This is a genomic window from Streptomyces sp. NPDC052064 (assembly GCF_055585925.1).
Window position 1 is genome coordinate 311,453 of record NZ_JBVJJE010000008.1, and the last position, 23,970, is coordinate 335,422.

The 23,970-nt window shown below is 71.1% G+C and carries 21 protein-coding genes; 9 read left to right on the forward strand and 12 right to left on the reverse strand.

The window, feature by feature from the left end:
* Nucleotides 1-102 precede the first annotated feature (102 nt).
* Nucleotides 103-1,815 (forward strand): 2-isopropylmalate synthase, encoded by a 1,713-nt coding sequence (locus tag ACZ6TU_RS23370; protein WP_469550732.1) that lies wholly within the window; start codon nt 103-105, stop codon nt 1,813-1,815.
* Nucleotides 1,812-2,603: an ABC transporter ATP-binding protein gene (locus ACZ6TU_RS23375; RefSeq protein WP_467676750.1), complete on the forward strand. Its 792-nt coding sequence runs from the start codon at nt 1,812-1,814 to the stop codon at nt 2,601-2,603. Before ACZ6TU_RS23370 ends, ACZ6TU_RS23375 begins: the two co-directional genes overlap by 4 nt.
* A 57-nt stretch (nt 2,604-2,660) precedes the next feature.
* On the opposite strand, the gene ACZ6TU_RS23380 is transcribed toward ACZ6TU_RS23375, so the two are convergent.
* Both ACZ6TU_RS23380 and ACZ6TU_RS23385 read right to left on the reverse strand, forming a co-directional pair.
* A complete protein-coding gene (locus ACZ6TU_RS23380; RefSeq protein ID WP_467676748.1) occupies nt 2,661-2,873 on the reverse strand; it encodes an EF-hand domain-containing protein in 213 nt (70 codons plus the stop codon).
* 48 nt (nt 2,874-2,921) lie between these two features.
* A complete protein-coding gene (locus ACZ6TU_RS23385) occupies nt 2,922-3,836 on the reverse strand; it encodes a helix-turn-helix domain-containing protein (RefSeq protein WP_467676746.1) in 915 nt (304 codons plus the stop codon).
* Between the two features lie 48 nt (nt 3,837-3,884).
* On the opposite strand from ACZ6TU_RS23385, the gene ACZ6TU_RS23390 reads away from it, so the two are divergent.
* Complete coding sequence (locus tag ACZ6TU_RS23390; RefSeq protein ID WP_469550738.1) at nt 3,885-4,556, forward strand: GNAT family N-acetyltransferase; 672 nt, start codon at nt 3,885-3,887, stop codon at nt 4,554-4,556.
* Here the strand turns inward: ACZ6TU_RS23390 and ACZ6TU_RS23395 are convergent.
* The 6 genes from ACZ6TU_RS23395 to ACZ6TU_RS23420 all read right to left on the reverse strand — a co-directional run bounded on the left by ACZ6TU_RS23395 (nt 4,510) and on the right by ACZ6TU_RS23420 (nt 10,786).
* The gene (locus tag ACZ6TU_RS23395) at nt 4,510-5,124 is read right to left on the reverse strand and encodes an ADP-ribosyltransferase (RefSeq protein WP_469550911.1); all 615 of its coding nucleotides are present in this window, start codon (nt 5,122-5,124) and stop codon (nt 4,510-4,512) included. The genes ACZ6TU_RS23390 and ACZ6TU_RS23395 overlap by 47 nt on opposite strands.
* Before the next feature lie 31 nt (nt 5,125-5,155).
* The gene (locus ACZ6TU_RS23400) at nt 5,156-6,334 is read right to left on the reverse strand and encodes a YncE family protein (RefSeq protein WP_469550741.1); all 1,179 of its coding nucleotides are present in this window, start codon (nt 6,332-6,334) and stop codon (nt 5,156-5,158) included.
* A 111-nt stretch (nt 6,335-6,445) separates the two neighbouring features.
* Nucleotides 6,446-7,078, reverse strand: coding sequence for an ATP-binding protein (locus ACZ6TU_RS23405; protein WP_467676740.1), 633 nt, complete (start codon nt 7,076-7,078; stop codon nt 6,446-6,448).
* 144 nt (nt 7,079-7,222) lie between these two features.
* Nucleotides 7,223-7,990, reverse strand: coding sequence for an enoyl-CoA hydratase/isomerase family protein (locus tag ACZ6TU_RS23410; protein WP_467676738.1), 768 nt, complete (start codon nt 7,988-7,990; stop codon nt 7,223-7,225).
* A 163-nt stretch (nt 7,991-8,153) separates the two neighbouring features.
* Nucleotides 8,154-9,380, reverse strand: a complete 1,227-nt coding sequence (locus ACZ6TU_RS23415; protein WP_467676736.1) for a L,D-transpeptidase — start codon at nt 9,378-9,380, stop codon at nt 8,154-8,156.
* A 161-nt stretch (nt 9,381-9,541) separates the two neighbouring features.
* Nucleotides 9,542-10,786: a L,D-transpeptidase gene (locus ACZ6TU_RS23420; protein ID WP_467676734.1), complete on the reverse strand. Its 1,245-nt coding sequence runs from the start codon at nt 10,784-10,786 to the stop codon at nt 9,542-9,544.
* 188 nt (nt 10,787-10,974) lie between these two features.
* Between ACZ6TU_RS23420 and glgX the strand changes: the two genes are divergently transcribed.
* The 3 genes from glgX (at nt 10,975) to ACZ6TU_RS23435 (ending at nt 14,915) form a co-directional block, all read left to right on the forward strand.
* Complete coding sequence (gene glgX / locus ACZ6TU_RS23425) at nt 10,975-13,251, forward strand: glycogen debranching protein GlgX (protein ID WP_467676732.1); 2,277 nt, start codon at nt 10,975-10,977, stop codon at nt 13,249-13,251.
* A 114-nt stretch (nt 13,252-13,365) separates the two neighbouring features.
* The gene (locus tag ACZ6TU_RS23430; protein ID WP_469550747.1) at nt 13,366-13,461 is read left to right on the forward strand and encodes a putative leader peptide; all 96 of its coding nucleotides are present in this window, start codon (nt 13,366-13,368) and stop codon (nt 13,459-13,461) included.
* A gap of 47 nt (nt 13,462-13,508) precedes the next feature.
* Nucleotides 13,509-14,915 carry a sulfatase family protein gene (locus tag ACZ6TU_RS23435; protein ID WP_469550750.1) on the forward strand — a complete coding sequence of 469 codons (1,407 nt, stop codon included), beginning with the start codon at nt 13,509-13,511 and terminating at the stop codon, nt 14,913-14,915.
* Here ACZ6TU_RS23435 and ACZ6TU_RS23440 read toward each other — a convergent pair.
* From ACZ6TU_RS23440 to ACZ6TU_RS23455, 4 genes are read right to left on the reverse strand one after another with little or no spacing between them, the layout of a single operon-like run.
* The gene (locus tag ACZ6TU_RS23440; protein ID WP_467676726.1) at nt 14,912-15,556 is read right to left on the reverse strand and encodes a response regulator; all 645 of its coding nucleotides are present in this window, start codon (nt 15,554-15,556) and stop codon (nt 14,912-14,914) included. The two genes, ACZ6TU_RS23435 and ACZ6TU_RS23440, sit on opposite strands and share 4 nt — an antisense overlap.
* Nucleotides 15,549-16,799: a sensor histidine kinase gene (locus ACZ6TU_RS23445; protein WP_469550755.1), complete on the reverse strand. Its 1,251-nt coding sequence runs from the start codon at nt 16,797-16,799 to the stop codon at nt 15,549-15,551. Before ACZ6TU_RS23445 ends, ACZ6TU_RS23440 begins: the two co-directional genes overlap by 8 nt.
* A gap of 25 nt (nt 16,800-16,824) precedes the next feature.
* On the reverse strand, nt 16,825-17,574 hold the full coding sequence (locus tag ACZ6TU_RS23450; protein ID WP_469550756.1) for an ABC transporter permease: 750 nt from the start codon (nt 17,572-17,574) through the stop codon (nt 16,825-16,827).
* Entirely contained in the window at nt 17,571-18,485 is a 915-nt protein-coding gene (locus ACZ6TU_RS23455) for an ABC transporter ATP-binding protein (RefSeq protein ID WP_469550759.1), read from the reverse strand. The genes ACZ6TU_RS23450 and ACZ6TU_RS23455 overlap by 4 nt, the downstream gene beginning before the upstream one ends.
* Nucleotides 18,486-18,668: 183 nt before the next feature.
* On the opposite strand from ACZ6TU_RS23455, the gene ACZ6TU_RS23460 reads away from it, so the two are divergent.
* From ACZ6TU_RS23460 to ACZ6TU_RS23470, 3 genes are all read left to right on the forward strand, one after another.
* Nucleotides 18,669-20,486 (forward strand): ABC transporter ATP-binding protein, encoded by a 1,818-nt coding sequence (locus ACZ6TU_RS23460; RefSeq protein ID WP_469550762.1) that lies wholly within the window; start codon nt 18,669-18,671, stop codon nt 20,484-20,486.
* On the forward strand, nt 20,483-22,363 hold the full coding sequence (locus ACZ6TU_RS23465; protein ID WP_467676716.1) for an ABC transporter ATP-binding protein: 1,881 nt from the start codon (nt 20,483-20,485) through the stop codon (nt 22,361-22,363). The genes ACZ6TU_RS23460 and ACZ6TU_RS23465 overlap by 4 nt, the downstream gene beginning before the upstream one ends.
* Before the next feature lie 345 nt (nt 22,364-22,708).
* On the forward strand, nt 22,709-23,914 hold the full coding sequence (locus ACZ6TU_RS23470; RefSeq protein WP_469550766.1) for an RNA-guided endonuclease InsQ/TnpB family protein: 1,206 nt from the start codon (nt 22,709-22,711) through the stop codon (nt 23,912-23,914).
* Nucleotides 23,915-23,970 lie beyond the last annotated feature (56 nt).

Sequence of the window (23,970 nt, forward strand, 5' to 3'; positions counted from 1 at the left end):
TTCTTCTCGGCTGCCGCGGCGGGGCCTGACGCGACCGGCACCCCGCCGCGGGGCGCCGTGCTGCCGGTCAGCGTCCGACCGAGCCGAAGGCGACAGCCGACGATGACCACCACCCCTGCCCCGGCCTGGAACCCCCAGCGCCCGGGCCCCATGCCCTTCCACCGCTACCGTCCCTTTCAGGAGCGCGTGCCCGTGCCCGCCGCGGACCGCGACTGGCCCGCCGCCCGCGTCGAGCGCGCCCCCCTTTGGGTCCCCGTCGACCTGCGCGACGGCAACCAGGCCCTCGCCGAGCCGATGGACACGCCCCGCAAACGCCGTTTCTTCGACCTGCTGACCGGCATGGGCTTCAAGGAGATCGAGGTCGGCTACCCCTCGGCGAGCCGCACCGACTTCGACTTCGTACGCCACCTGGTGACCTCCGGCGCCGTCCCGGACGATGTCACGCCCGTCGTGTTCACCGCGGCCCGCCGGGACCTGATCGACCGCACCTTCGAGGCGATCGAGGGGCTGCCCAGGGCTGTCGTGCATCTGTACATGGCGACCTCGCCGGTGTGGCGGGACGTCGTCCTGGGGCGGGACCGGGCCGAGGTGTGGCGGACCGTTCGGGAGGCCGCCGAGCACATGGCCCGCCGGGCGGACCGGGCCTCGTACGTCCGCTTCCAGTTCTCCCCGGAGACCTTCAACCTGACCGAGCCGGACTTCGTCCTGGAGCTGTGCGACGGGCTGACCGAGCTGTGGGACGCGAGCCCGGACCGACCGGTCACCCACAACCTCCCGGCGACCGTGGAGATCGCGACACCGAACGTCTACGCCGACCAGATCGAGTACGTGCACCGACATCTGGCCCGCCGCGACAGCGTGATCCTCTCCGTGCACCCGCACAACGACCGGGGCACCGGCGTCGCCTGCGCCGAACTGGCCGTGCTGGCCGGTGCCCAGCGCATCGAGGGCTGCCTGTTCGGCAACGGGGAGCGCACCGGCAACGTCGACCTGGTGACCCTGGCGCTCAACCTGTACGCCCAAGGCGTCGACCCGATGATCGACTTCAGGGACATCGACACGGTCAGGGAGACGGTCGAGCACTGCAACCGGCTGCCCGTGCACCCACGCCACCCGTACGCCGGGGACCTCGTCCACACCGCCTTCTCGGGCACCCACCAGGACGCGATCAGCAAGGGACTGGCCCGGCATGCCGAACGGGCCCGGGAGCTGGGCGTGCCCGAGCGGCAGGCCCCCTGGTCGGTGCCGTACCTGCCGATCGACCCGGCCGACGTGGGCCGCTCCTACGAGGCGGTGATCCGCGTGAACTCGCAGTCGGGCAAGGGCGGCATGGCCTACCTGCTGCACACCCACCACGGCGTCGACATCCCCGCGCGCATGCGCCCGGACTTCTCCCGGGCCGTGCAGGAGGCGACGGACGACAGCGGGCGGGAGATGACGGCGAAGGAGCTGTACGCGCTGTTCCGGGCGACGTACGTCGTGGAGGACGGGGAGGTGGGGCTGGAGGCCTGGTCCGTGCACCGGGACGAGGCCGGCGGCCATCGCTTCGTGTGCACGCTGCGGACCGGCGAGCGCACCGGCGACTACGAGGGCACCGGCAGCGGCCCGGTCTCCGCGTTCGTCGACGCGCTGGCCGGGGCCGGGATCGGCGTCGACGTGCTCGACTTCTGCGAACAGAGCGGCGACGAGGGCACGAACGCCTTCGCCGAGTGCCGTGTCGGCGGCAGGACGTGCTGGGGCGCGGGCCGGGACTCCTCGGCCCTGGGCGCCTCGGTCCAGGCGGTGCTGTCCGCGGTGAACAGGGCGCTGGGGTGACGCCGGTCGTCCTGCGCGCCGAGGACGTCCACGTCGTACGCGACGGCCGGCCGATCCTGGCGGAGGTGTCGCTGACCGTCCGGGCCGGTGAGCACTGGGCGTTGCTCGGCGCGAACGGCGCGGGCAAGTCGACCCTGCTCGGCCTGCTCGGCGCGCTCGTCCACCCGACCCGGGGCTCCGTGGAGGTGCTGGGCCACCGGCTGGGCCGGGTCGACATGCGGGAGCTGCGGGCGCACGTCGGGCATGTCGACCCGCGGCATCCGCTCACCTCACCGCTGCGGGTACGGGACGTCGTCCTGACCGGCCTGACCAACTCGGTGGAGCCGCTGCCCCGGTGGCGTCCGGCGCAGGAGCAGCGGGAGCGGGCGGAGCGGCTGATCCGGACGCTGGGGCTGGCCGGGCACCGTGAGGCGCGCTGGCCCACGCTCTCCCAGGGGCAGCGCGGCCGGGCCCTGATCGCCCGGGCGCTGATGCCCGAGCCGCGGCTGCTGCTCCTGGACGAGCCGGCGACCGGACTGGATCTGCCGGGCCGTGAGCAGCTGCTCCGGGCGCTGGAGGATCTGAGCCGGGAGCATCCGCACCTGGCGACGGTCCTGGTCACCCACCACTTGGAGGAGCTGCCGGCCCACACGACGCACGCCCTGCTGCTGCGCGAGGGGCGTCCGCTCGCGGGCGGCCCGGTGGCCGGGGTGCTGACCGCCGACCAGCTCGGCAAGTGCTTCGACCTGTCGCTGACGCTGGAACGGCACGACGGCCGCTGGAGCGTACGCACGGCACGGCGGGTGTGAGGAGGAGGGGCCCGGTCCGTCCGAGGACGGACCGGGCCCCTCCTCACAGCGCCGGCGTCACTTGTTCAGGTAGCCCCAGAACTCGTCGAAGCTCAGCTTCTTGTCGCCGTCGAGGTCGCGGGCCTTGATGACGACCTCGGCGACCGACTCGGTGACGTTCCAGTCGCCCGACCGGGCCAGGGCGGACTTGAACTCGGCAGCGGTGATGAATCCGTCACCGTCCGTATCGATCTGCTCGAACTGCTTGCGTGCTTCCTCGATGTCCGCCACCGATTCGCCCCTACTCTCGTGTTCTGCGTCTTACTGACGCAGGTCAGATTAACTGCCCGTATGCGCCTCCAGTGCGGCGACCACCCAGGCGAACTCCTCGCGGTATGCCGCGTCGGGCCCGGTTCCCTTCACGACGGCGAGCAACTCTCGGTAGCGGGCGACCCGGTTGGTGGCGTGCGACCGCAACCGGTCCAGCACGGTGCCGGGGTCGGCGTCGCCGAGCAGTTCGCGCAGCACCTCCGCGGCCTCCGGGGAGTCGGGGGCGATGCCGCGCTCGCGGGCCCGGGCTCCCAGTTGTACGAGCCGCCGGGAGAACCACAGGGACGCCCCGGCGGGCGTGTCATGCCCCCGGTCAGCCGCGTTGAACTCGGCGACCTTGCGCATCTCGGCCCGGAAGCCCGGGTCCTGGAGCATCTCGGCCAGCTCCAGCCAGGCGTCCACCTGCTCGGGTGTCGGTTCCTCGGGCAGGTCGGCGGCGGTGCTCCGCATGCGTTCACGGATCACCGGGTCCGCGGTGTCCAGCCCGCGGAACACCTCGTCCACGAACTCCTCCACGATGCGCCGCCGTTCGGCCGCCGACAGGCGTGCCAGTCTGTTCATGAGCGTCATCTCCTCCGCGCCGGAACCACGTTTCGCCACTGTCGACAGCACCGCACGGGTCACCTTGAGCGACCGGATCCGCGCGTCCAGCGCGACCACGTGCGCGGCCGCGACCTGCGCGACCGTCGCCTCACCGGCCAGCACCCGGCGGACGTCCGCCAGCCCGAGGCCGAGTTCGCGCAGGGTACGAATCAGCTCCAGGCGGGCCACGGACGCGGCGTCGTACAGCCGGTAACCGCCCGCGGACCGGGCCACCGGGGGCAGCGCGCCCTCGTCGGACCAGTACCGGATGGTGCGCACGGTCAGTCCGGTGACCCGGGCCAGTTCGCCGATGGTGAGCAGTCCGGTGCCGTCGTCGATCATGTCTGGGAGTCTGGGCCTTCCAGTGGGTGGAGACTCAAGGAGGCGTCCGTGGCGGCAGCTCTGCGGGACATTCTCGACGCGGCGGCACGGAACGTCTTCCCGCCGGCGGACGGCGGGACGACGATCGTGAGCCAGCCCTCCGCCCGGGACGCCGGGGTCATCGCCTTCACGGCTCACTCGGTCGTCTTCACGGACGAGGATCCGGACTGGGTGCGCCGGACGCTGGCCGGGACCGACTGCGACCGGCTCGCGGCCACGATGAACGCCCGCTTCCTGACGGCACTGATGGACCGGACGGGCCGTGCGTCCGACACGGTCGACGTGCTGCTGACCGGTGCGGCGCTGCCCGGGGAGCCTCCGCTCGCGCTGACTGAGATCGACGATCCCGGCCATCCACGGGTGGTGTCCGCACGCCGGCGGCGTAACGACGTGCGGGTGTGGGCGGCGGACGGCGGGGTGCTCGTGCTGGGCCGGGGCGTGGCCGGGCGGTGGGAGGTCGCCGTCGAGGTGACCGAGGGGGCGCGGCACCGGGGGCTGGGGCGGCGGCTGGTGACGGCGGCGCGGCAGCTGGCCGGAGGTGCGCCGGTGTGGGCCCAGGTGTCGCCAGGGAACGCCCGCAGTCTGCGGGCGTTCCAGGCGGCCGGTTACCGGCCCGTGGGCTCGGAGGTGCTGCTCAGTGCCAGGGCTCGTAGTGCGGGTTGCTCTCGCACTCGCTCATGATCTCGGTCTTGGTCTGCTTGTCGACCGGGCAGACCCCGACGATGTACTCGCGGGCGATGCCGCCGGGGAAGGCGACCTCCTGCTGGTCGGCCCACTTGTGGGTGTCGCCGATGGTCTTGTTGACGTCGACTCCGCCGGGGGCGTCGACGTAGTAGTTGAAAGCGGACTTCCACTTCTTGAACAGGTCGAGGTCGTACGTGGTCGACACATACGGGGACGGCTGGTTGACCAGGACGTACTTCTCCAGGTCGTACTGGCCGTCGGCCACGTCCCGGGGGTGGAAGCCCTCCTCGAAGATCACGGACGGGCCGCGGCCGTCGGCGCGGTAGAGGGTGCCGCAGCTGGTGCGCCAGGACGGGTCGGGGGTGATGCGGTCGACCTGGACCCGGCGGTCGGCGGCGGCCTTGATCTTGTCGTCGAACTGGACGGGACAGGCTGCCGGTCCGGGGGCGGCGGCCTTGGCGGCCGTCGTCGCGGAAGCCGCAGAAGCCGCGGGTGCCTGGCCGGGCGTGCCGGCCGTGGTCGTGAGGACGGCCGCGAGGGAGAGGGCGACGGCAGCCCGATCCAGGGCGTGTCAACTGCCCCTGGGTGGACGGCGATCACCGGAAGATGCCCGTGTGGCCGAGCGAGTAGCGGCCGGGCTGCGGGTAGACCGCGAGGCCGTGCGGGCCGCTGCCGACGGGGATGCGGGCGAGCTGGGTGCCGGTGCGGGTGTCGATGGCGTAGACCTCGGCATCGTAGCGGCCGGACAGCCACAGCACCTTGCCGTCGGCGGATACACCGCCCATGTCGGGGCTGCCGCCGTCGGGCAGCCGCCACTTCTTGGTCAGCTTGTCCTGTGTGAAGTCGAAGACGGAGATCGTGCCCTCGCCGCGGTTGGTCACGCACATCTCGCGGGAGTCGCGGCTGACGTACAGGCCGTGGCAGCCCTTGCCGGTGGGCAGCAGGGTGGGCTCGGTGAACTTGTCGCCGTCCAGGACCCACATGCCGTGGGCCATCATGTCGGCGATGTAGAACTTCTTGCCGTCGGGCGAGACCTTCACGTCCTGCGGCATGGCGCCCTCGAACGGCAGCCTCTGCTGTCCGACGACCTTCATCTTCTCGGTGTCCACCTTGAGCAGTTCGCCGCTGAACTCGCAGGAGACGATGAAGTAGCGGCCGTCGAGGGAGAAGTCGGCGTGGTTGACACCGTAGCAGGAGACCGGGACCGTCTTCTCGATCTCCATGGTGTGCGGGTCGCGGAAGACCAGTTCGCGGTCGAGGGAGGCCATGACGACGGCGTACTTGCCGTGCGGTGTGAAGTAGAGGTTGTAGGGGTCGTGGACCTCGACCTCCTTGCCCGCCTTGCCGGTCTTCGGGTCGATCGGGGTGAGCGTGTGGCCGCGGTTGTTGTTGACCCAGAGCGTCTTCAGGTCCCAGGAGGGGACGACGTGCTGGGGCTGCCGGCCCACGGGGATCGTCTCGATGATCTCGTACGTCTTCGGGTCGATGACGGAGACGGTGTCGGACTCGGTGTTGGGGACGTAGACCCGGGACGGGAAGTCCTTGACCACGGGCGACAGTTTGTTCGGGCGGTCGGCCGCGTACACGTCCTCCGGGTCGAGGACGGGCGGCATCCCGGGCAGCCCCTGAACCGGCTTCTTCTCGCGCGGCGCGGGCACGGCGGCCTTGGTGCCGCGTGCTTCGGAGGCACGTTCCCCGCCCTGGGTGCCGCAGGCGGCGAGGCAGGCGAGGGCGGCGCCCACGACGAGGGCGCTTTTGACAGGGTGGCGGTGCATTCCACCATTTAAGGTCCGCTTCGCGGGGAAACCGGCGATTCGCCCGTTCGGCGGCCAGGCGAGCTGTCGCAGGTCACGCCCTTCGTCGAGCCCGGCCGCCGGCGATGGTCCTCAGCGGTCGGTGACCCGCATCTCGAACCACGTGGTCTTCCCGCGGGGCAGCAGATCGACCCCCCAGCGGTCGGCCAGCTTGTCGACGAGGAACAGGCCCCGGCCGCTGATGTCCATCGCCTGGACCGGCATCAGACAGGGCAGACCCCGGGACGGGTCACGGACCTCGACGCGGATCCAGCCGCGACGCCGGTGCAGGCGCAGCCCGAAGACACGGGCGCCGGTGTGGCGTACGGCGTTGCCCACCAGCTCGGAGACGAGCAGGACCGCGTCCTCGGTGGTCTTGGGGGTGAGTCCCCAGTGACGCAGGACGACGACCTGGGTCAGCCGTCTGGCGGTGGCCGCGGACTCGGGCCGGGACGGCAGTGGAACCTCTGCCTCCGCCGGGTTGCCGTACAACTCCATTGCCTTCAGCGCACGTTCGTCCTCGACGGTCGGCGACCAGCGTGCCGCGGCCGCATGCGCGTGTCCCCGCGGCTGTTCCATACCCTCCAGCCCCGCCATGCCCCCATCATGGCCGCCCGGAACGCCCTTGGAGGTCCTTCCCGGGGAATACGCCCCCGGGAACGGGGCCTGGACCGGCGAGCCGAAGGCATATGCCAAAGGCGCTCCGAAGCCACCCGTAGCCCGCATGACCTGCGGTGATGGCCCGTTTCGCGGCAATCGACGGGCTCCCTCGACCGGACACGCTCAAGGCTGCCTTAAGGCTGCCATAAACCGCCCCATCGAGGGACCCCAATCAGACACCGCGTCAATTGCAAGCCCCGGAAGGGGGATTCAGAGGAACTTGGCCTTGCCCGGCCCCTCCTCCACGAAGCTCCGCATGCCGCGCTCGCGGTCCTCGGTGGCGAACAGGCCCGCGAACCAGTTCCGTTCGATCGCCAGGCCCGTGTCGATGTCCGCCTCCAGGCCCGTGTCGATCGACTCCTTCGCGGCACGCAGCGCGAGGGCCGGGCCCTGCGCCAGCTTCGCCGCCCAGGCGTGCGCCTGCGTGTACACCTCGTCGGCGGGCACGACCCGGTCCACCAGGCCGATCTCCTTCGCCTCGTCGGCCTTCACCATCCGGCCGGTGAAGATCATGTCCTTGGCCTTGGAGGGGCCGATCAGGCGGGCCAGGCGCTGGGTGCCGCCCGCGCCGGGGATCAGCCCGAGCAGGATCTCCGGCTGGCCGAGCTTGGCGTTCTCGCCGGCGATGCGGTAGTCCGCGCACAGCGCGAGTTCACAGCCGCCGCCGAGCGCGTAGCCGGTCACGGCCGCGACGACCGGCTTTGGGATCCGGGCCACCGCCGTGAACGAGTCCTGCAGGGCGCGGGCGCGCAGGACCATCGCGGTGTGGTCCATCGCCTGCATCTCCTTGATGTCCGCACCGGCCGCGAACACCTTCTCACCGCCGTAGACCACCACGGCCCGCACGTCCTCACGGCGCGTGGCCTCCTCGGCGAGTTCCTTCAGCCGGTCCTGCGTGGCGATGTCCAGCGCGTTCATGGGCGGGCGGTCGAGACGAAGCGTGCCGACGCCTTCAGCGACTTCGAGAGAGACGGTCATACGCAGCAGGTTAACGGGGGCTAACGGCTGTCGGGCCGGTGCGGTGGGTCACATCCGGCCGGGGCTCTGGGGGGCGGCCCCCAGGCAGGCACAGCACGGGGACCAACGGCCATGGGCCCCGGTGCTGTCCGTCACACCGGGGCCCGTGGCCGTCAGGTCAGAGCTACTTCTTCCACTTCTCCCACGACATGTTCCAGCCGTTGAGCCCGTTGTCCGGGTCGACGATGCGGTCCTCGGACTTCTTGACGATCACGACGTCGCCGACCATCGAGTGGTTGAAGAACCACGCGGCCGGCACCTTCTTGTCCCAGCCGCCGCGCACGTCGCGCAGGCCGATGCAGCCGTGGCTGGCGTTGTAGTTGCCGAAGGCGCCGCTCGCCCAGTAGTTGCCGTGCAGGAAGGTGCCGGAGGTGGTGAGGCGCACGGCGTGCGGGACGTCCTTGATGTCGTACTCGCCGCCGTAGCCGACCGTCTCGCCGTTCATCCGGGTCACCGTGAGCATCTCGCTGATGACCATCTGGCCGTTCCAGGTCGCCATGCCGGGCTTGCCGGTGGTGACGGGGATCGTCTTGATCACCTTCCCGTCGCGCATGACCTTCATCGTGAGCTTCTTGGCGTCGACGACGGAGACCTGGTTGCGGCCGATGGTGAAGGAGACGGTCTTGTTCTGCTCGCCGTAGACGCCGGGACGGCCTTCGACGCCGTCGAGGTCGAGGTCGACGGTCACCTTGGTGCCGGGCTTCCAGTACTTCTCGGGGCGGAAGTCGAGACGGTCGTTGCCGAACCAGTGGCCCTCGACGTCCACGGCCGGTTCCGTCTTGATGCGGATGGCCTTCTCGACGTCGTCGGGACTGGTGATGCCCCGGCTGAAGCGGATGGAGAACGGCATGCCCACGCCGACCTTGGCGCCGTCCTCGGGGGTGAAGGTGCCGATGAAGGTGTTCTTCGGCGTCAGGGTCGTGAAGCCCGCGTCCTCCGCGGCCGTGCGGCCCTCGGAGTCCTTGGCGACCGCGTGGACCGTGTACTTGGTGGCGGCGGCCAGGTGGGTGGACGGTGTCCAGGTGGCGCCGTCCCCGGATATCTCGCCGTCGACCTTCTTGCCCTTGGCGTCCTTGACCTCGACCTCGGTCAGCTTGCCCTTGGCGGCGGTCACCTTCAGCGCCCCGCTGGTGTCGACGGACTTGGCGCCGTCCTTGGGGGTGATGCCGACGACGGCCTCGGACTGCTTGCTCTGCGCGGCGTCCCCGTCCTTGCCGGCGCCCGCACCGGAACCGGAGCCGGTCCCCCCGCCGCCGCACGCCGTGACGGCGAGCAGCAGCACGCCCAGTATCAGCGCGAGCAGTCCGTGCCTGCCGCCAACCGACGCCCCCGATATCGGTCGCCCGTTCAAGTTGTTCTCCCCTCCCCGGGCCTGGTCAGGCCCGCACCCCTGCGCGTCCCCCGCGCACCGGCGAATATTAACCACAAGGCGCCGGACCCCGGCGGCCTGCGATTGTCACTGTTCAGTCCCAACTTCGACGGAAAGTCGATGCAACCCGCCCCCCTGTCGTGCTACTTCACCGCACCGCCCGCCTTCCAGGCGTTCCAGCCCATATTCCAGCCTCCGAGACCGTTGTCGGGAGCGACCTGTTTGTCATTGCTGTGGACGACCTCGACGACGTCCCCGATGAGGCTGCGGTCGAAGAACCAGCCGGCCGGGGTGTGGGAACCGCCGCCCTTCACATCGCGCAGTCCGACGCAGCCGTGGCTGACGTTGGTATGTCCGAAGACGGTGTGGTGCGCCCAGTAGTTGCCGTGCAGGAAGGTGCCGGATTCGGTCAGGCGCATGGCGTGCGGGACGTCCGGGATGTCGTACTCGCCCTTGCCGTCGCGCTTCTTGAAGCCGACCGTGGCGCCGTTCATCCGGGTGACCTCGAGCATCTCGGTCACCACCATCTTGCCGTTGTACGTGGCGGTCCTGGGGGCGCCTGCCGTGACCGGCACGGTGGCGAGCACCTCGCCGTCGCGCCGCACCTCCATGGTGTGCCGGGCGGCGTCGACCAGGGAGACCTGGCTGCGGCCGACGGTGAAGGAGAACGTCTTGTGCTGGAGGCCGTAGACCCCGGGCGCCCCCTCGACGTCCCGCAGGCGCAGGTCGACGGTGACCCGGGTGCCGGGTTTCCAGTAGTGCTCGGGGCGGAAGTCGAGGCGGGTCCCGCCGAACCAGTGCGGGCGGATCTCCACGGCCGGGCGGGCGGTGACCCGCACCGCGCGTTCGACGGCGGCGCGGTTGGCGATCTCGCGGCTGAACTCCAGCGAGACGATCATGCCGGTGCCGACCGTGGCCCGGTTCTCGGGGCTGACGTAGCCGATGAAGCGTTCCTCCGGGACGTACGTCGTGAAAGAGGTGTGCCGGGCGGAGCGGCGTCCGTCGCCGTCCACGGCCACCGCGTCGATCGTGTACTTGGCGGCCAGCGCGAGCCGCTTCTCGTCGGGTTCCCAGGTCAGTCCGTCGGCGGAGAGCCGGCCGGGCACCGGGGACTCCTGCGCGTCCTGCGACCGGACGACCTTCACCGACTCCAGCCTGCCGTCGGGCACATGCACCCGCAGCTTCTTCCCGGGGCGCACGCCCTTGCTGCCGTCGTCGGGCGAGACCCGGATGACGTCCTCGGGCGCCGGGGGCGCGCCGAACGCACCGGCGAGCCCGCCCGCGTCGTCCGAGGTACAGCCGGTGGCCCCGGTCAGGAGCCCTGCCCATGTCACTACGGCGGCCAGCGCGGCCCTCGCGCGCCGCGCGCGCCCTTGTACGTGCCTCACGAGGTGCCCAACGACCGGCCGCGTCCCCGGGAAACGACCATGCCCGCCCCCGGGGAAACGTGAGTGCGACCCACGCTCTGGGCAGAACAGTGGGGAGGACGACGCGCAGGGGAGCCGCGACCCGGGCCGGAGCACAGGACCGCACCCCTCTGTCCCCCGTCGTTCCACGAGCCGCGGGAGGCTGACAGGTGTCCAGCGCAGCCGAGCAGGAGGCGGTGGCCGGTCATCAGGCCACCGAGAACGGGCGCCAGGCCGCAGCCGCGAACGGCGCACGGCGGGCCGTGCCACCACCCACGGTGCCCGCCCGGCCGGGCGCGCCGACGCCGCTGGGCGCCCGGTTCCGGGTCGGCCCGGACGGGGTGGCGGGGACCAACTTCGCCCTGTGGGCGCGCGGGGCCGAAGGGGTCGAGCTGTGCCTCTTCGACGAGGCCGGCAAGGAGTCGCGGGTCCGGCTCGCCGAGCTGACCCACGAGATCTGGCACGGCTTCGTCCCGGGCGTGCTGCCCGGCCAGCGCTACGGCTATCGGGTGCACGGCCGCTGGGACCCGTGGACCGGCGCTCGCTGGAACCCGGCGAAGCTGCTGCTCGACCCGTACGCGCGCGCGGTCGACGCCGCCCGGGGAAACGACTACAGCAGCCTGCCGCCGGAGGTGTACGGGCACGTGCGCGACTGGCCGCAGCAGCACGTCGCCGACACCGTGCGCGACGACCGGGACTCGGCGCCGTACGTCCCCAAGGGGGTCGTCGTCCACGATGGCGGAACCGAGGACGAATGGACGTACGACCGCCGCCCGAAGACGCCGTGGGCGGACTCGGTGATCTACGAGCTGCACGTCAAGGGCTTCACCCGGCTGCACCCGGGCATCCCCGAGGAGCTGCGCGGCACCTACGCCGGCCTCGCGCACCCGGCGGCGATCGAGCACCTGGTGAAGCTTGGCGTGACGGCGGTGGAGCTGCTGCCGGTACACCAGTTCGCGCACGAGGACCATCTGCTGCGCAGAGGCCTCAGGAACTACTGGGGCTACAACTCCATCGGTTACTTCGCCCCGCACGCGGCCTACGCGGCCTCCGGGACGACAGGCCAGCAGGTCGGCGAGTTCAAGCGCATGGTGCGCGCCCTGCACGCGGCCGGGATCGAGGTCATCCTCGACGTGGTCTACAACCACACGGCGGAGGCGGGCGAACTCGGCCCGACGCTGTCCCTGAAGGGCATCGACAACCGCGGCTACTACCGCCTCCAGGACGACGCCCGCCGCTACGCCGACTACACCGGCTGCGGCAACACCCTGCACGTCGTCCAGCCGCACGTCCTGCGCCTGATAACGGACTCACTGCGCTACTGGGTGACCGAGATGGGCGTGGACGGCTTCCGCTTCGACCTCGCCGCCGCGCTGGCCCGCTCCATGCACGACGTCGACATGCTCTCCCCGTTCCTGGCGGTCATCGCCCAGGACCCGGTGCTGCGCCGGGTGAAGCTGATCGCCGAGCCGTGGGACGTCGGGTCGGGCGGCTACCAGGTGGGGGCGTTCCCGCCGCTGTGGACGGAGTGGAACGACCGGTACCGCAACGCCGTACGGGACTTCTGGCGGCACGCGCTGCCGGACGTACGGGAGATGGGCTACCGCCTGTCGGGCTCCAGCGACCTGTACGCCTGGGGCGGGCGCAGGCCGTACGCGTCCGTCAACTTCATCACCGCGCACGACGGCTTCACCCTGCGCGACCTGGTGAGTTACGAGCGCAAGCACAACGAGGCCAACGGCGAGGGCAACCGCGACGGCACGGACGACAACCGGGCCTGGAACCACGGCGCCGAGGGCGAGACGGACGACGAGGGCGTACGGGCGCTCAGGCGGCGCCAGCTCAGGAACCTGCTGACCACGCTGCTGCTGTCCACCGGTGTGCCGATGCTGCTCGCGGGTGACGAACTGGGCCGTACGCAGGGCGGCAACAACAACGCGTACTGCCAGGACAACGAGATCAGCTGGGTGGACTGGGGCCTGCTGGAGGACCCGGGCTGGAAGGCGCTGTTCGAGCTGACCTCCCGGCTGATCGAGCTGCGCCACCGGCACCCGGTGCTCCGGCGCCGGGCCTTCTTCTCGGGCCGGGCCCAGACCGCGGACGGCCTGCGCGACCTGGCCTGGTTCACGTCCCGGGGCACCGAGATGACGGAGCAGGACTGGTACGCGCCCGCCGCGACGCTGGGCATGTACCTCTCCGGCCGGGACATCCCGGGCCGGGACGAGCACGGTGACCAGATCCTCGACGACAGCTTCCTCGCGGTCCTGCACGCGGGCGAGGAGCCGGTGAGCTTCGTGCTGCCGGGGCCGCCCTGGGCGGAGCGGTACGAGGTCGTCGTCGACACGAGCCTGGAGGAGCAGAGGGAGGCGCCGGGGGTGGAGCACCGGGCGGGGACGGAGATCACGATGCCGGCGCGGGCGGTGCTGCTGCTGCGGGTGGCGGGCTGAGGCATCGTTTCGCCGGGCAGGGCGGCGGTTCGTCCCGGGGGCTCGTTTCGGCTCCGTGAACTCGGCGGGGATCTTCTTGACCTCGCCGCCGCCCCGCTGGCACCGTCCATGGTCATGAGGCCGACCGCTGATCTCCGGTGCGCACGTGTCGCGCTCGTCGAGCGGCGCCATGTCGACCTGTGCCGTCAGTCGAGCGCGGTCTGTCGCTGAACCGCGACCGCGTCCCTCCCTGCTGCCTCTGATTCCCAGGACCCCGCATGCCCGACATATCCCGCCGTGCCCTCGGTGCTCTCGTCGGCGGTGGTGCCGTCACCGCCGTCGCCGGTACGCCCACCGCCGCCGAAGCCGCCCTCGCGGAGCGCCCGTTCGAGGCCCGCCCCGGTGCCACGTCCGGCCGTCGCCCCAACTTCCTCGTCATTCTCGGCGACGACCTCGGCTGGGCCGACCTGTCCTCCTACGGCGCCCCGCACATCAGCACGCCGAACCTGGACCGGCTGGCCCGCCAGGGCGTGCGCTTCACCAACGCCTACTCCGGCTCCTCGACCTGCTCCCCGACCCGGTTCAGCCTCTACACCGGGCGTTATCCGGGCCGTACGAAGGGCGGGCTGGCCGAGCCGATCGCCGACAGGTCGCAGGGCCTGGACCCGAACCACCCGACCCTGGCCTCCCTGCTGACGCGGGCGGGATACGCCACCGCGCTCATCGGCAAGTGGCACTGCGGCTGGCTGCCCGACCACAGTCCCACCAAGTCGGGCTGGGACGAGTTCTTCGGGAACTTCGGGGGCGTGCTGGAGTACTTCTCCAAGCTCGGCCAGCTCGGCGACCACGACCTGTACGAGGGGGACGCCGAGTACAAGGACCTGCGCTACTACACGACGGTCCTCACCGAGCGGGCCGTCGAGTACGTGCGCCGGGAGCACGAGCGGCCCTGGCTGCTCAACCTCAACTTCACCACCCCGCACTGGCCCTGGCTCGCGGAGGACGACGCGGAGACCGGTGCCGGGATCGCGGCGAAGATCAGGGCGGCCACGTCCCAGGCCGAGGTGAGCAAGGCCCTGAACCACTACGACGGCGGCTCGGTCGCGACGTACACGCGGATGGTGGAGAGCCTGGACGCGGCGGTCGGCGAGGTGCTCGCCGCCCTGCGCCGCTCCGGGCAGGAGGAGAACACCGTCGTGCTGTTCGCCAGCGACAACGGCGGTGAGCGGTTCTCCTACAACTGGCCGCTCAGCGGCGAGAAGTTCGTGCTGCTGGAGGGCGGCATCCGCGTGCCGACGATCCTGCGCTGGCCCGCCCGGATCGACGGCCGTCAGGTCAGCCACGAACCGAACTTCTCCCCCGACTGGACCGCGACGCTGCTGGAGCTGGGCGGCGCCCGCCCCGACCCGGCGTACCCGCTGGACGGCACGAGCCTCACCGGATACCTGCTGCGGGGCGAACGGCTGCCCGAGCGCGACCTCTTCTGGCGGGTGCGGGACAACCGGGCGCTCAGGCGCGGCAACTGGAAGTACTACCGGGACGCCCACGGCGAGGACCATCTGTACGACCTCGCCGCCGACGCACGCGAACAGGCCGATCTCGCCCCCGACCGGCCGGAGTTGCTGGCCGAGCTCAAGGCCGCCTGGGAGAAGACCGACGGCACTCTGCTGCCCTACCCGGACTAGCCGAGGATCCCCCGGTCGTACGCCACCGCCACCGCCGCCGCGCGGTCCTTGACGCCGAGCTTGGCGTAGAGGTGGGTGAGGTGGGTCTTCACGGTCGCCTCGCTGATGAACAGTTCACGGGCGATCTCGCGGTTGGGCGTGCCCCTGGCGACCAGGGCCAGCACCTCGCGTTCGCGCGCGGAGAGCGGCTCGTTGCCGGGGGACCTGGGAGTCCGGACCGCGGAGACCAGTCGGGAGGCCACGGCCGGGGAGAGGACCGTACGGCCCTGCGCCGCCGCCCGTACGGCGGTGAACAGCTCCTCGCGGGGCGCGTCCTTCAGCAGGTAGCCGGTGGCGCCCGCCTCGATCGCGGGGAGGGTGTCGGAGTCGGTGTCGTAGGTGGTGAGGACGAGGACCTTGGCGCGGGCGCCGGTGCGCGTCAGTTCACGGATGGCGTCCACTCCCCCGCCGCCGGGCATGCGCAGGTCCATCAGGATCACGTCCGGGTCCAGGCCGGTGGCGAGCGCGAGCGCCTCGACGCCGTTCGACGCCTCTGCCAGGACCGTGAACCCCGGGGCGGACTCGAACATGCCGCGCAGGCCGTCCCGTACGACGGGGTGGTCGTCGACGATGAGCAGGGTGATCGCGGCGTCGTCAGTCATGGCGGACCAACGGTACGCGAGCGGAGACCGCCGTACCGTGGCCCGGCTCGGACTCGATGGTGAGGGCACCGGCGACGCGTTCGGCGCGGGCGCGCATGCCGTCGAGGCCGAAGCCGCCGGAGCCGGTGCGTTCGGGGACGGCGAGGGGGTCGAAGCCCCGGCCGTCGTCGCGGATGTCGAGGATGACCTCGTCGCCGAGGAAGGTGAGGGTCACGCCGACGCGGTCGGCGGCCGCGTGCCGGGAGGTGTTGGAGAGGGCCTCCTGGGCGATCCGCAGAAGGGTGGCCGCGACTTCGTCGTGGAGTTGCTCGGCGGTACCGGCGACCGTGAACTCGGCGCGCACGCCCGTCCGTTCCCCCCACTCGGCGACCGTCTTCTTCAGAGCCTCCGGCAGGCCCGCGTCGGCCAGCGCCACGGGCGCGAGGTTGTGCACGGAGCGGCGGGCCTCGCCGAGGCTGTGCCGGGCCAGGTCCGAGGCGCGTTCGAGATGCGTGCGGGCCACGGCCAGGTCGGGGGCGTTCGCGACGACCTGGAGCTGGGCGATGATGCCGGTCAGGCCCTGGGCGATGGTGTCGTGGATCTCGGCGGCGAGCCGCCGGCGTTCGTCGGCGACGCCCGCCTCCCGTGCCTGGACGAGGAGTTGGGCGTGCAGGGCGGCGTTCTCGTCGAGGGCCTGTTGCAGGGCGGCGTTGGTGCGTTCGAGTTCGGTGATGGTGACGGCCCGCTCGCGGGAGCGCTGTTCCTCCTGCTGGGTGATGCGGCCGACCACCATCACCAGGCCGAAGTTCGTGACCAGCAGCACGCCGAACAGCAGCCACTGGATGGGGCTGCTGATCGGCATCCCGCCGCACTGCGAGCCCGCCACCACGACGACGGTGGCGAGGAGACCGAGCCACTGCCGGCGCCTTCCGGCGATCAGTTCTTCGCTGTCGAAGTAGCCGGCGGACGCGTAGAACCCGAAGAACGGGGTCAGCCATGTGAGGGCGAAGGAGATCGCCCAGCGCAGGACGTAGTAGACGGTCCCGCGGCGGGACGGGGTCCGGCGGCCGCGGCGGGGCCCGTGCCACAGCTGGAGCAGTACCGCGGCGACGACCAGCGCCCCGCCCGCATACCACTCGGCGGGGCTCGTCATCAGCTCGTGCGCGGCGACCGAGAGGAGGGCGGAGACGGCGAGCAGTCCGTAGACGCCCCAGGTCTGGAACTGGTTCTGACGGTGCTCGATCTGCTCGTCCGCCGCGGTCATCTCCCCAGTCTGCACGGCTTTTCGCCTACTCCCAGCGGAACCAGCGCGAGGCACCGGCCGTCAGCAGCACGGTCCAGGCCGCGAGCACCCCGAGGTGGTCCCAGCCCGGCCAGTCCCCCGCCGCGGCCTGGTTCAGGGCCTCGGCCGCCGCACCGGACGGCGTGAAGCCGACGGACGTGGCCAGTGCGTCCGGCATGGTCTGCACCGGCATCCACACGCCCGCGCAGAACATCGCCGGGAAGGCCACGGCCGACCCGATGCCGCCGGCGATCTTCGTGGACCGGGACAGCGCGGAGGTCACCGCACCCAACGCGAGGGCGGCCAGCACAGCCAGGAGCAGGGCGAGGGCGTATCCGAAGCCCTGCCGCGGCAGCCGTACGTCGAAGGCGAGCCGGCCGACCGCGAGGACGAGCAACGCCGACACCAGGGCGGCCCCTCCGTACAGCAGCATCTGCGCGGACAGCAGGGCGGCGGGCCGGACCGGCGTCGTGGACATCCGGCGCAGGATGCCGTGCTCGCGGTAGCTGGTGAGGGTGTACGGCATCGCCTGCATCCCGGCCATGATCAGGCCGAGCAGCACGCCGACCGGGACGTAACCGTCGACGGGGCGCAGCCCGCCGAAGGACGGGTCGGCCTCGCGGAAGGACGGGATCGATCCGAGGATCACCAGCAGCAGGGTCGGGAACACCAGGATCCAGAAGAGGCTGCCGGGCTCCCGGCGGAAGAGGCGGACCTCACTCTTCAGTAGGGCGGTGTTGACGAGGGCCGTGATCATGCCGCCGCCTCCTTCGTGAGGTCGAGGAACGCGTCGTCCAGGGTGGCGTCGGTGACCCGGAGCTGGTGGGCCGTGACGTGGGTGCGGGCGAGGAGGGTGATGACGGCGTTGACGGTCTCGTCGGTGCCGGACAGGGTGACGTGGCCGTCCTTGTGCCCGACCGACGCGAGCCCGGGCAGCGCGTTCAGGTCGGCCGCCTCCAGCGGGGCGGACGGCGTGAAGCTGATGACGGTGGCGCCCGCCGAGCGCCGGATCAGACCGGCCGGGGTGTCCAGGGCGGCCACCCGGCCCTTGTCGATCACGGCGATCCGGTCGCACAGCCGCTGCGCCTCCTCCATGAAGTGGGTGACGAGGAGGACGGTCACGCCGTTCGCGCGGATGTCCTCGATCAGCTCCCAGGTGTCCCGGCGGGCGCGCGGGTCCAGGCCGGTGGTCAGCTCGTCCAGGACGACCGCCCGGGGGTTGCCCACCAGGGCGAGCGCGATGAACAGCCGCTGCTTCTGGCCGCCGGAGAGCTTGGCGAAGCGGGTCGTCAACTTGGCCGTGAGGCCGAGGCGTTCGGCGAGGGGCCGCCAGTCGAGCGGGCTCGGGTAGAAGGCGCTGTACAGCTCCAGCGCCTCGCGGACGGTGAGCTTGGCCTGCAGCTCGCTCTCCTGGAGCTGCGCGCCGAGCACGCGGCGGGTGGCCTCGTGTTCGGTGACGGGGTCGAGGCCGGTGACGCGGACCCGGCCGGCGTCGGGCACGCGCAGCCCCTCGACACACTCCACGGTGGTGGTCTTGCCGGCGCCGTTCGGCCCGAGGATCCCGAAGATCTCCCCCTCCTCCACGGCGAAGGAGACACCGTCGACGGCGGGGCGTCCGGCGTAACTCTTGCGCAACTCGGTGACTTCGATGACAGGTGCGGTCGGCATGCGACGAGAGTCGCGGCAGGGCGGGCACCGGCGCATCGGCCGTCGCGCTCGAACGGGCATCATCCGATCGGCTGATGCCGCCCTACGACCCCTTGAACGCGCAGGTCGTAGGACCAACGGCCGACGCCGGTACGGCGAAAACTCGGTGGGCGGTGTCAGTGGCGATCCGTAGGCTCGCTGCTGATGGCCACGACACCCGCCCCCGCCCAGGACCGTTCCGCCGTGCGTACTCTGCTGCGCCTGTGGCCGTACGTGCGGCCCGTGCGGGTGCGGCTGTTCACCGCCGCGTTCGTCGCGATACTCGCCTCCTGCGTGGGGCTGGTCATCCCGCTCGTGCTGAAGTGGATGGTGGACGGACCCGTCGCCGACCGGGACCCGGGCGGGGTCTGGCTCGGCGCGCTGTACCTGCTGCTGCTCGGCTTCGCGGAGGCCCTGCTGTTCGGGCTGCGGCGGTGGCTGGTGGCCCGGCCGCTGTCCCACGTCGAGGCGTCCATGCGGGCGGATCTGTACCGGCACCTCCAGCGGCTGCCGGTGGCCTTCCACGACCGGTGGGCCTCGGGGCAGTTGCTGTCCAGGGGGACGACGGACCTGAGTCTGCTGCGCATGTTCCTCGCCTTCCCGCTGACGTTCCTGCTGGTCAACGGGGTGACCATCCTCGTCGGCGTGGTCATCATGCTGCTCCAGGACTGGACCTTGGGGCTGGTGATCCTCGGGCCCGCCGTGCCCGTCATGGTCACCTGCGTGATCTTCGAGAAGCGGTACGCCAAGGTGGCCCGGCTCGCCCAGGACCAGGTCGGCGACCTGACCACGGTCGTCGAGGAGAGCGTGCTCGGCGTCCGCATCATCAAGGGCTTCGGCCGGCACCGGAGCCAGGCCCGTGCGTTCCGGGAGTCGTCGGAGACCCTGCGCGGCACGGAGCTGCGCAAGGCACGGCTGCTGGCGACGATCTGGGGCGTCATCGTGACGTTGCCGGAGGTCGCGATCGGGGCGGCACTGGTGGTGGGTGTCGTGCAGGTGGCCGACGGTGGATTGTCGGCGGGGACGTTGGTGGCGTTCCTGTCCACGGCCCTGGCGTTGCGGTGGCCGGTGGAGTCGATCGGTTTCCTGCTGGCGATGAGCCAGGAGGCGGCGACGGCGACGGAGCGGTACTTCGAGGTGATGGACGAGAGCGTCGAGGAGCGGGAGGCACCGGGTGACTCGGCGTCGCTGCCCGCAGCCGGGTCCGGTCTCCGGTTCCACGACGTCACCTTCCGCTACCCGGACGCCCCACCACACTCCCCTCCCGTGCTGGACGGGGTCGACCTCCACATCCGCCCCGGTGAATCCATGGCCCTGGTCGGAGCGACAGGCAGCGGCAAGACGACCCTCACCGCGCTCATCCCCCGCTTCTACGAGGTGGCCTCGGGCCGCATCACCCTCGACGGCGCCGACATCACGGCCCTGTCCAGAGAGGCGCTGCGCGCCAAGGTCGCGGTCGCCTTCGAGGAGCCCACGCTGTTCTCGGCCGCGGTCGGCGACAACGTTCTCATGGGGGCCGACGACACGGCCGGCCCGGCGGAGTTGGAGCGCGCCCTGTCGGTCGCACAGGCCGGCTTCGTGTACGCCCTGCCGCAGGGGACGGACACCCAGGTGGGCGAGCAGGGCCTCAGCCTCTCCGGCGGGCAGCGGCAGCGCCTGGCGCTGGCCAGAGCTGTCGTCGGACAGCCGGAGTTCCTCGTCCTGGACGACCCGCTGTCGGCCCTGGACGTGCACACCGAGGCCGCCGTGGAGGCCGCCCTGCGGCAGGTCCTCGCGGACACCACCGCCCTGATCGTGGCGCACCGCCCGTCCACCGTGCTGCTCGCCGACCGGGTCGCGCTGCTGTCCGGCGGCCGGATCGCCGCGGTCGGCACTCACCACGAACTGCTGCATACGAACGCCGAGTACGCGCACTTGATGTCAGGGGAACAGTCGGGCGAACCGCCCGCCGAACACTCAGGCGAACAGGAGGACGCACGATGACGGCGGCCACCACCGCACCGGCCGACGGGACACCCGACGACGACGAACCCGACGACGAGAAAGCCGCCGCTCGGACCCCCGCCATCGGCGACCCCTTCGACCGCGACGTCCTGCCCACTCCCCCGGGCGCCACCGCCGCCCTGCTGCGCTCCCTGCTCGCGCCCATGAAGGCCCGCGTCACGGTCACCACGCTCCTGCTGCTGCTCCAGCAGGCGGTCGTGCAGGCGGGCCCGCTGCTCGTGGCGTACGCCATCGACCGTGCCGTGCCGGCGTTCCGGGCGCAGGACCACGGGCCGCTGACCGCGGTGGCCGTCGGCTATCTGGCGTGCGCGCTGGCCGCGGGCGGGCTCCAGTTCGCGTTCGTCGCCGCCGCGGCCCACGTCAGCCAGGACGTGCTGCTCGACCTGCGCGGCCGGATCTTCCGCCACGCACAGACGCTGAGCGTCGACTTCCACGAGCGCTACACCTCGGGCCGGCTCATCTCCCGCTCCACCACGGACGTGGAGTCGCTGCGCGAGCTGCTGGACGAGGGCCTTCAGGAACTCGTGACGGTCATCCTGTCCTTCGTCTACATCTCGGCGATGCTGCTCTGGCTCGATCTGGGCCTCGGTGGCGTGGCGGTGGCGTCCCTGGTGCCGCTCTACGCCCTGGTGCGGCTGTACCAGCGGCGCGCCGGGCGGGTGTACCGGGCACGGTCGACCGCCATCGCCGGAGTCATCGTCAAGTTCGTCGAGACCATGAACGGCATCCGCCCGGTACACGCCTTCCGCCGCGAGGCCGTCAACGACGCGGACTTCGGCGTGCTCAACCAGCGGCACGAGCGGACCAACGGTGACGCGACGCTGGAGATGGCCCGGTACGTCACCGGTTCACGGCTGGTCGCCAACACGGCGGTCTCCGCGATCGTGCTGTGGGGCGCCTACCGGGTCGCGGACGGCACGCTCGCCCTCGGTGTGCTGGCGGCAGCCGTGCTGTACCTGCGGCGGCTGTACGACCCCATCGACCGGCTCGGGATGTTCCTCAACTCCTACCAGTCGGCGGCGGCCTCGCTGGAGAAGATCGCCGGGCTGCTCGCCCAGACCCCGTCCGTGCCCGAGCCGTCGAGTCCGCGACAGCTCCCCCCGCCGGCGAGCGAACACCCGGGCCGCGAGGTCGTCTTCGACGGCGTCCGCTTCGGCTACCGCACCGGCGGCGAGGTGCTGCCCCGCTTCGACCTCACGATCCCGGCCGGACAGACGGTCGCGGTCGTCGGCTCCACGGGCGCCGGCAAGTCGACGCTGGCCAAGCTGCTGGCCCGGTTCTACGACCCTTCCGACGGCCGGGTGCTGCTGGACGGCGTCGACCTGCGCGATCTCGCCGTGCCCGAACTGCGGCGCGGGGTGGTCATGGTGACGCAGGAGGCGTTCCTGTTCTCCGGCACGGTCGCGGAGAACATCGCGATCGGCCGCCCGGACGCCTCGCGCGAGGAGATGGAGCGGGCGGCGAAGGAGATCGGCGCGCACGACTTCATCAGCTCCCTGCCAGACGGCTACGACACCGACGTACGCAAGCGGGGTGGCCGTATTTCGGCCGGTCAGCGGCAACTGGTCGCGTTCGCACGGGCGTTGCTGGCCGACCCGGCGGTGCTGATCCTCGACGAGGCGACCAGCTCACTGGACATCCCGGGCGAGCGCGCGGTGCAGCGGGCGATGGCGACGGTGCTGAAGGGCCGTACGGCCGTGGTCATCGCGCACCGGCTGTCGACCGTCGAGATCGCGGACCGTGTCCTGGTCATGGAACACGGGAAGATCGTCGAGGACGGCGAACCGGCCGAACTCATCGCGGGCACGGGCAGGTTCGCGGATCTGCACCGGGCCTGGCGGGACAGCCTGGCGTAGGACGGTGGCGGAGGGCGGCGGAGGCGGGCGGATGATCGACGCGTACGAGGACCCCGGCACACCAACTCCCGGAGCGGCGGCCGTTACCTGTGGCCTTGCCTGAAAGCCCGGAGCTCACGCCGGGGATGAAACGCATCTCAGGACTGCTCTGACCAGCAGCCTGGAGCGGACCGCTTCGAAGTCCTCGCAGCGAGTGATCCCTTCGCGGCGTCTCGGCATCTCATTCTTGAGGCTCCGCGCCGGCGCGACCGTCGACTCGAACACACTTGCTCACATCGCGTGCAATTCCAGTTAAATGTGATCTTTCGCCGCAAGCGGCCATGAAGCGTCCATACGGTGATCGGCATGCGGCTCCGCTACAACTACCGGGCCTATCCGGATGCCACCCAGCGCCGTGCGCTGGCCAGGGCGTTCGGGTGCGCCCGTGTGGTGTGGAACGACTGCCTACGCGACCGCAGGGAAGCGCATGCGGCCGGGCTGCCGTATGTGAAGTCGGCGGAGTTGTCCCGGCTTCGCATCACCCAGGCCAAGCGCACCGAGGAACGCGCCTGGCTCGCCGACGTGTCAGCAGTCGTCCTGCAACAGTCCCTGCGGGACCTGGACACCGCCTACAAGAACTTCTTCGACTCGCTCACGGGCAAGCGGCAGGGCCGGAAAGCAGGGCCGCCCCGCTACAAGTCGAAGAAGGACACCCGGCAGTCGATCCGCCTGACCACCAACGCCTTTTCCCTCCAGGACGACGGCACGGTGTCCGTGGCCAGGGTCGGCAACCTCAGGGTCAAGTGGTCCCGTCGGCTTCCAGCCGCACCCACGTCCCTGACCGTCACCAAGGACAGCTCCGGCCGTTACTTCCTCAGCTTCGCCGTGGACACCGAGCCGGACATCCTCCCCCAGGTGGGGACCGATGCTGGTATCGACCTCGGCCTGTCCGCCTTCGCGGTCCTTTCAGACGGGACGCAGATCAACAGCCTTCAGCAGGAGCTGTCCCGCAAGCAGAAAGGGTCGAAGAACCGGGCCAAGGCCCGCATCAAGGTCGCACGCCAACACGCCAAGGTGGCCAACCGGCGCCGGGACTTCCACCACAAGGCTTCCACCCAGATCATTCGCGACAACCAAGCGGTGTACGTGGAAGACCTCGCGGTGTCCGGCCTCGGCCGCACCCGGCTCGCCAAGTCCGTGCACGACGCGGGCTGGTCCTCGTTCGTCGGCATGCTGGGATACGAGGCGGTCAAGCACGGCCGCACCTTCGCCAAGGTGGACCGCGCCTTCCCGTCTTCTCAGATCTGCTCGGCCTGCGGATTCAGGGACGGTCCCAAGCCCCTGCACGTTCGGCATTGGACGCGCAGGGCATGCGGAACGGTGCATGACCGTGACCACAACGCAGTTCGCAACGTCCTCTTCGAAGGACGCCGTATCGTCGCCGCCGGACGGGCGGAGACGCTGAACGCCTGTGGAGCGCCGGTGAGACGGGCATACGTGCCCGCACAGCGCGGTGAAGCAGGAAGCCCCCGGAAGGGTCAGCCGACCCAGGCCGGAATCCCTGGACTTTAGGCCAGGGAGCACGTCAAGGACGCCAACTTCCGCACGGTGAAGGTCGTCGTCGGCCA